General features: G+C 59.5%; 6 protein-coding genes. 3 read left to right on the top strand and 3 right to left on the bottom strand.

Annotation, left to right across the window (positions count from 1 at the left end):
* Window positions 1-70: 70 nt before the first annotated feature.
* Window positions 71-961 (bottom strand): LysR family transcriptional regulator, encoded by an 891-nt coding sequence (locus HX875_RS31390; RefSeq protein WP_177048789.1) that lies wholly within the window; start codon window positions 959-961, stop codon window positions 71-73.
* A 101-nt stretch (window positions 962-1,062) separates the two neighbouring features.
* On the opposite strand from HX875_RS31390, the gene HX875_RS31385 reads away from it, so the two are divergent.
* The 3 genes from HX875_RS31385 to HX875_RS31375 all read left to right on the top strand — a co-directional run bounded on the left by HX875_RS31385 (window position 1,063) and on the right by HX875_RS31375 (window position 5,127).
* Complete coding sequence (locus tag HX875_RS31385) at window positions 1,063-2,478, top strand: aldehyde dehydrogenase family protein (RefSeq protein ID WP_177048788.1); 1,416 nt, start codon at window positions 1,063-1,065, stop codon at window positions 2,476-2,478.
* 196 nt (window positions 2,479-2,674) lie between these two features.
* Window positions 2,675-4,567 carry a penicillin-binding protein 2 gene (gene mrdA, locus HX875_RS31380; RefSeq protein ID WP_177048786.1) on the top strand — a complete coding sequence of 631 codons (1,893 nt, stop codon included), beginning with the start codon at window positions 2,675-2,677 and terminating at the stop codon, window positions 4,565-4,567.
* Between the two features lie 92 nt (window positions 4,568-4,659).
* A complete protein-coding gene (locus tag HX875_RS31375; RefSeq protein ID WP_177048784.1) occupies window positions 4,660-5,127 on the top strand; it encodes an SRPBCC family protein in 468 nt (155 codons plus the stop codon).
* 21 nt (window positions 5,128-5,148) lie between these two features.
* On the opposite strand, the gene HX875_RS31370 is transcribed toward HX875_RS31375, so the two are convergent.
* The gene (locus HX875_RS31370; protein ID WP_177048782.1) at window positions 5,149-5,736 is read right to left on the bottom strand and encodes a hypothetical protein; all 588 of its coding nucleotides are present in this window, start codon (window positions 5,734-5,736) and stop codon (window positions 5,149-5,151) included.
* 80 nt (window positions 5,737-5,816) lie between these two features.
* Window positions 5,817-6,788 (bottom strand): cyclase family protein, encoded by a 972-nt coding sequence (locus HX875_RS31365; protein WP_177048780.1) that lies wholly within the window; start codon window positions 6,786-6,788, stop codon window positions 5,817-5,819.
* Window positions 6,789-6,809: the final 21 nt, after the last annotated feature.

Here is a 6,809-nt window from a genome sequence, read left to right as displayed (position 1 = left end):
AGAACCCCTGATTGCTAACGCAATCAGGGGTTTTGTTTTTGGGCGGTCGAAAATTTCACAACCAAGTGGCCTAAAAACTTTGCTCTCGGATCAACTCAATCAGCGCCCTTAACCCGGCCGGCACATGACGCCGCCCTGGATAATAGAGACGCAAGCAGTCAAAAGACGGTGTCCATTCTTCCAGCACGCGCACTAACGTCCCCTTCGCCAAATCTGCGGCTGCATTCCATTCGGTAAGATAGGTCAAGCCCAGCCCCGCCCTGGCAGCCTCGAGCATGAGAGTCGGGTTATCCAGAGTCAAAGCACCCTGCACCTCCACAGCAATCGCTTCGCCATGGCGCTCAAACTCCCAGTGATAGATCGCGCCACTGGGCATTCGGCTGCGAATACAGCGATGGGCGCGCAAATCCAGGGGACTAAGGGGGGTTGGGTGGCTGGCAAAATAGTCCGGGCTACCCAATACAGCAAACCGCTGGGCAGGGCTGATATCAACCGCAATCATGTCTTGAGGCACTGTATCCCCGAGTCGGATCCCTGCATCAAATCCCTGTGCCACGATATCCACCAGGCGTCCCTCAGTAACGATATCCAGCTTCATCCGTGGGTAACGCCGCAGGTATTCCAGTAGCAGGGGCATCACCTGTTTTGCCGCACCCGCCGAGGTATTCAGGCGCAAGGTACCGGTGGGTTCCGTGCTGCGATTTCCCGCCTGTTCCAAAGCTGTGCGAATGCTCAACAGCGCCGGGGTAATCGTCTCGACAAACTCTGCGCCCACTTCGGATAACGACACACTGCGCGTCGTGCGATTGAACAGCCTCACCCCCATCCGCGCTTCAAGCCCTGCGATGGAGTGGCTCAGCGCCGACGTGGATACATTCAACTCGGTCGCCGCAGCACGAAAGCTGCGATGCCGCGCCACGGCCAATACGGCTTCCAGTTCATTAAGTCCGGATGTATTCATTGTCCTGAATTACTCATCAACTCATGCCGATTTGTCCGGCTTATCAGCTGAATCATAGTGACTTACCGTAGGACGCACTAGCTCAGCGTCCCGGAGGACCTATGCACCACATCAACCAGATTTACATCAATGGCGCCTTTGTCACACCTCATGGCGAAGAGCTTTTTGACCTGTTCAATCCGGCTACAGGCCAGAGTATTGGCCAGGTTCGATTGGCAAATGAACAGGACGCCCTGGAGGCTATCTCTGCCGCCAAGCGCGCGTTTACCGAGTTCTCCCAAAGCCCGAAGGAAGTTCGGATCGGTTATCTCAAACGTATGCACGCTGCCGTTGAGTCCGTAGAGGACGAACTCACCGATGCAATCATCGAGGAGTACGGTGCCCCGCTATCCCGTGCCCGATGGATGGCCAGGCACGCCGCAAGCGTCCTGCAGGATGCTGCTTCGGTGCTTGAGAACTACAACTTCTCCCGACGCATCGGCATCGCCGAAGTAGTCATGCAGCCGTTGGGTGTAGCCGGATTGATCACCCCTTGGAACAGCAACGCCGGTTTCATTTGCGCAAAGCTCGGTGCCGCATTGGCTGCGGGCTGTACCGCGGTGATCAAACCGAGTGAGATGAGCGCCATCCAGACCTCTATCGTCACCCGTGCACTCCATGAAGCGGGGCTGCCTCCCGGCGTGTTCAACATCGTCACCGGCCGTGGCGAGACCGTAGGCGCCGTATTGAGCGCTCATCCCGACATCGCAAAAGTCTCCTTCACCGGCTCCACCGCTGTCGGCAAAACGATCCTGCGTACTGGCGCCGAGACTCTGAAGCGCGTCACCCTGGAACTGGGCGGCAAATCACCAGTGCTGATTCTCGATGATGCAGACCTCAAGACGGCCGTGCCCATGGCACTTCAGGCCGGCTTCATGAACAGCGGCCAGGCCTGCATTGCCGGCACCCGAGTCCTGGTACCTGAAACTCGCCTGGCTGAAGTTGAAGCGCTGATGGTCGAGGAGGTAGCCAGGGTAAAGGCTGGCAACCCTCGTGATCCGGCCACCGCGGTCGGTCCGATGGTCAGTCAGAAACAATGGGAGCGGGTGCAGCGCTACATCCATATCGGCACCCAGGAGGGGGCTCATCTATTGGCCGGTGGCCCCGGTTTGCCAGAAGGCATCAACGCTGGCTGGTTCGTAAAACCAACTGTATTCAGCCGTGTGACCAACCCAATGACCATCGCCCGTGAGGAAATCTTCGGCCCGGTGCTATCGATCATTACCTACACAACCGAGGACGAAGCACTGGCCATCGCCAACGACACGCCCTACGGCCTCCAGGCGTACATCCTCTCATCGAATCCCGAACGCGCCCGCAGGCTGGCCAGCCACATAGACGCCGGCCGAGTCCTGATCAATACCCTGGCCCACGAACCATTTGCACCGTTTGGCGGTTTCAAACAATCGGGTATCGGCCGCGAGTACGGGACATTCGGCCTGGAAGCTTTCCTGGAGCCCAAGTCGATCCTTAGCTGATTTCTCAGCATAAAAACGCATGAATAAGCTCGACAACCCGAACCAAAGTGCATGAGCGTGCCCCATAAGCACACCGTTCAGGGAAATCGATGCAAAGTGTTTCTGCATTTTTGGTATGGTGCAGCACATTTTCCCAGGGATTGATTTCTCCTCCGCAGGAAGCGGCGTCGACCTTATTCAACGAGATGCTGTAGAAATGCCTGAACCGATACCGATCAAGGATCACGAAAACGAAAACCGACTGGTCAACAAGCGGCTGCTGGCCTGTGCACTGCTGGTGATCGGTATCACCTGCGCCTTGGTTGGCAGGATGTACTTCCTGCAGGTGGTGCAGTACGACTATCACTCCACCATTTCCGAAAACAACCGCGTCCATGTCCTGCCGATTACACCGACGCGTGGCCTGATCTATGACCGCAATGGCGTAGTCCTCGCCGACAACCGCCCCAGTTACAACCTGATTATCACCCGTGAGCGCACGACCGATCTCAAGGGTGAGCTGGACGCCATTGTCAGCCTCCTGCACCTGCCCGCCGAAGACCGTGGCGTATTTGATAAAGCGCTGAAGCAGGCGCGTCATCCTTTCGTGCCCGTCACCCTGTTTTACGAGCTGACCGAAGAACAGATCGCCGTGCTGGCCGTCAACGAATTCCGCCTGCCGGGCGTGGACGTCGAGCCTCAGTTCGTCCGCCATTACCCGCTGGGCGCGCACTTTGCCCACTCCATCGGCTACGTAGGTCGGATCAACGAAAAAGAATCCAAGGCCCTCGACTCGGTGGAATACCGAGGCACGCAGTCCATCGGTAAAACCGGGATCGAGCGCTTCTACGAGTCCGAGTTGCATGGCCACGTCGGCTATGAAGAGGTCGAGACCAACGCCCAGGGCCGTGTGCTGCGGGTGCTCAAGCATACCGACCCGATCCCTGGCAAAAACATCGTGCTGAGCCTGGACGTCAAACTCCAGGAAGCTGCCGAAGAAGCCCTCGGTGATCGTCGCGGCTCGGTCGTGGCCCTGGACCCGGCAACCGGCGAAGTGCTGGCAATGGTCAGCAAACCCAGCTTTGACCCGAACCTCTTTGTCACCGGCATCAGCTTCAAGGAATACGCCGCGCTTCACGACTCCCTCGACCGGCCGCTGTTCAACCGCGTGCTGCGCGGGCTCTACGCACCGGGTTCGACGATCAAGCCGGAAGTGGCGATTGCCGGCCTCGACAGCGGCGTGGTCACCGCCCAGACCCGCGTCTTCGACCCCGGCTACTACCAACTCCCGGACTTCGACCACAAATACCGCAACTGGAACCACAGCGGCGACGGCTGGGTGGACATGGACGCGGCGATCATGCGCTCCAACGACACCTACTTTTACGACCTGGCCCACAAACTGGGCATCGACCGCCTGCACGACTACCTGGCCGAGTTCGGCCTCGGCCAGAAAGTCTCCCTGGACATGTTCGAAGAGTCAGCCGGCTTGATGCCGTCCCAGGCCTGGAAGCGCGCCACCCGGCGCCAACCGTGGTTCCCGGGTGAAACCGTGATCCTCGGCATCGGCCAGGGCTACATGCAGGTCACCCCGTTGCAACTGGCCCAGGCCACTGCGCTGATCGCCAACAAAGGCGTGTGGAACCGACCGCACCTGGCCAAGACCATCAATGGCGTGGCGCCGGTGGATGAAAACCCGATGCCCAATGTCGTCCTCAAAGACCCGCGGGACTGGGAGCAGGTCAACCACGGCATGCAGTTGGTAATGCATGACCCACGTGGCATTGCCCGCGCAGCTGCAGCCGGTGCGCAATACCGGATTGCCGGCAAGAGTGGTACCGCGCAGGTGGTGGCGATCAAGCAGGGCGAGCGCTACAACCGCCTCAAGACTCTGGAGCGCAACCGAGACAACGCCTTGTTCGTCGGCTTCGCTCCGGCGGAGCACCCGCGCATCGTGATTTCAGTAATGATCGAAAACGGCGAGGCCGGTGGCCGGGTGGCGGGTCCGGTGGTGCGCCAGATCATGGACGCCTGGCTGCTCGATCAGGAAGGCCACCTGAAGCCGCAGTACGCGACCCCCAGCAAGGCGCCGGGTGATCCTCACGTCTGACGCTACGAGGGCATGATGCCGGTCATGCCCCATCCCTTTTTAAAGGTTGCGCATTGGTCGATGTCGCCTACTGTCAATACAGGAGGTGTCTCATGCACGAATCAAATGAAATCAAACGCAAAGTCCTGCTCAACGCTCCACGTCAACGCGTCTGGGAAGCACTGACCGACGCCGAGCAATTCGGCAACTGGTTTGGCATCGCCCTCAAGGGCAAGCAGTTCGCACCGGGTCGGGCCATTGAAGCCCCGATCACGTACCCCGGTTACGAGCACGTGGTGTGGAAGGCGAAAATCGAGCGCCTTGAGCCACAGGCGCGGTTCTCTTTCAGCTGGCATCCCTACGCCGTAGACAACGACGTGGATTACGACACGGAAACCCCCACCCTGGTGGAATTCACCCTTGAGGATCACGCCGAAGGCATCCTGTTGCGGGTGGTGGAGTCAGGTTTTGACCGGATTCCCGACGCTCGCCGCCAGAAAGCCTACAAGAAGAACTCCCGAGGCTGGGACGATCAGATGAACAATATCGAAGAGTACCTGGCGAAATCCCATCAGCCTTGAGCTGATGGGACGCCACAGCCGTCAGCCTTCGTGGGCGGTGCTGATTTCCAGGGTGTCGGTGTAGGTCACCAACACGCTTTGGCCGACCTTGAGGTCTTTGAGGCCGGCGCGGATTTGCGGTTTTTCCACGGTCAGCACTTTGGTCTGGCCCGCCGGGTTTTCCAGGGTCACCTGGTTTTTGGCCAGGTCGATATGGGTGATCTTCAACTGTACCTGCACCTGGCGGAAGGCAGCACCGCCCGGGTTCGGGTTATCTGCGGTGGCGCGCAGCACGCCGGTTTTCTCGGTGGCATCCGGTGCGCTCTTGTCGATGTCGGTGTCCAGTACGGCGGCGACCGAGTGGGTCACCAGCACCTTGACCTGATCGCCGACCTTCAGATTCCCCAAGTCTTTGGCCTGGTCGCTGAGTTGTACATGCACCTCACGACCTTCGGCGCCTTGGAGCACCACCTGATGATTGGCGGCATCCACTTTAAGCACCTTGGTGGTCACCTCATCGGCTTCCAGGGACTTGGACAGCGGGATATCGGCGGCATGTGCCGTCAGGGCGCCAGCGGACAGCAGGGTTGCCAGGGCAATCGCCTGGCGAAGAGGGCGGAATACTTTCATTGAATGGACTTCCATGTGAGAGGAGACCTTGAGTCTAGTGGCGAGTTCGCGATTCGCAAACTCGCCACCGGATTGAACGGCTACTTGATCACCACCGGATTCACCGGCGCACCACTGCCTCCGACAATCTTCAACGGTGCGGCGGTGTAGAGGAATTTCCACTGGCCGTCGTCCGCACAGTCGGCCGCCAGTTCTTCCAGCAACACGATTTCGGTGAAGGCGATCCCCAGGTTGCGCATCAGCGCGCAATGCAGCGGAATCTGCACCCCGGACACCGGGTCGGTGATCACTTCGTTGGCGATGGTGTCGGTCACCAGGTTGGGGATTTCCATGTCGTGGAACCACTCCACCAGTTCCCGGCTGTAGGTCAGCCCCGGCTCCATCAGGTCCTTGAAGAACTCGGCTTTACCCAGTTCATAAAACGCCCCCATGGAGCCGGTGCGGATGATCAGGATGTCGCGCTTTTCAATGGTCACGCCCTGGGCCTTGGCGGCTTCAAGCAAGTCCAGGTGGTTGAAGGTTTCGCCACGGCCCAGGCACTTCTTGCCGCGATGGCGGGCCATGTCGATCAGCACGGCGCGGCCCACCACGCCGCGTTCGGCAATCGCCAGCACGCTGGCCTTGGCCATGCCGCCGACGGTGGTCTGGGCGTCGTAGCCGTTCCACAGTTGATTGTCGTACCAGGCGTGGCCGAGGGCGTCGTACTGGGTCGAGCCTTGCAGCTGCATGAAGATCACATCGTCGGAATACGCCGCGCCGCCGGTCATGTGCGGCTGTTTGCCGAAGTGGTAATGGCTGTGGTCGAGGGTATTGAAGCGCATCGACGGGTTGCGCGCGGGCCACATCGGGTCACCGTCCGGGTGGCCGATCTGCACTTGCAGGGTAAACGTCTTGCCCTGGCGTACCGAAGCAACGCCCCGCAGTACTTCGGCTTCGGTCAGGTAATTGAGGGCGCCGACTTCGTCGTCCGGTCCCCATTTACCCCAGTTCTTTGGCAGGCCTTCAAGCAATTCCCGGGTGTTCGGCTCGTTCTTATTATGAAGATCACACATAGCAATTCCGGTCCCTGTGAG

The sequence above is a fragment of the Pseudomonas yamanorum genome, from assembly GCF_013386765.1.
Classification (GTDB): domain Bacteria; phylum Pseudomonadota; class Gammaproteobacteria; order Pseudomonadales; family Pseudomonadaceae; genus Aquipseudomonas; species Aquipseudomonas yamanorum_A.
Note: the sequence above shows the minus strand (reverse complement) of the source record. Positions and strands in the feature narration are given on the sequence as shown.